Raw genomic sequence first — 880 nt, 5'->3', positions numbered from 1 at the left:
AGGGTTTGTTGACATTTACTGTTCATAATTAACCCTATAAAGGTAGCCATAAAAATATACATGCTAAAGCAACAGAACTTTGATAATTTCTTTTGAGCTTGTCATATCGAGTAGCTATTCCTCTAAATTGCTTTAATCTACAAAACATATTTTCAACTAAATGCCTGATTTTATATAAATACCAGTCCATATGGTCATTGTTCGATTGGCTATTTGTTTTCTTTGGTATATTCGCTTTAGTCCCTGTTTTCCTGATCTGTTCACGCAGTGGTTCTGAATCATAGCCTTTATCTGCACATACCACTTTTGTCTCTTTTAAATCTAATGTTGATATTAAATCAGGTGCAACTTTAACATCATGTGTGGTTCCATCGGTAATCATGAAATCAATAGGATTGCCATGTGCATCAACAATCAAATGTATTTTTGAGGAGTTTCCTCCTACACTTTTAGAAATAGATTGATTCGCTATGCCGGCAGAATGTTGATGAGCACGTACATGAGAGCCATCAATAAAAATCCACTCCATATCGGGGCATGAGGCTAGTAATTTGAATAATCTAAGAAACTTACCGCTGCTTGACCAACGATTAAAACGTTTGAAAATAGAGTTTGAATGACCAAAACAGCAAGGAATATCTCGCCACGGACAGCCTGTTCTAATTCTATAGAGAATAGCTTCAATAAAATTGCGTAAATTTGAGTTGTGGTGAATGGATAAATTACGCAGAATAACTTTCAACTTTTGCCAGTGTTGATCTGTCAGCATGGTACGAGGCATAGCGAATAGTAAAATTGGTTTTGGCGATTTGATTTTACTACTTCGCTATTTTTTTAAGCTAAAAGTGTCAACACACCCTATCCATTTCGCTCAATTTTT

At 35.2% G+C, this 880-nt stretch carries 1 protein-coding gene; it reads right to left on the bottom strand.

The features are described from left to right. Nucleotides 1–34: 34 nt before the first annotated feature. A complete protein-coding gene (locus tag RFX69_RS13110) occupies nucleotides 35–781 on the bottom strand; it encodes an IS5-like element ISAba31 family transposase (RefSeq protein WP_002122556.1) in 747 nt (248 codons plus the stop codon). Nucleotides 782–880: the final 99 nt, after the last annotated feature.

The organism is Acinetobacter sp. 148 (assembly GCF_031196675.1).
GTDB lineage: Bacteria > Pseudomonadota > Gammaproteobacteria > Pseudomonadales > Moraxellaceae > Acinetobacter > Acinetobacter baumannii.
The sequence above is the reverse complement of the archived record's forward strand: the minus strand, read 5'-3'. Positions and strand labels throughout refer to the sequence as shown.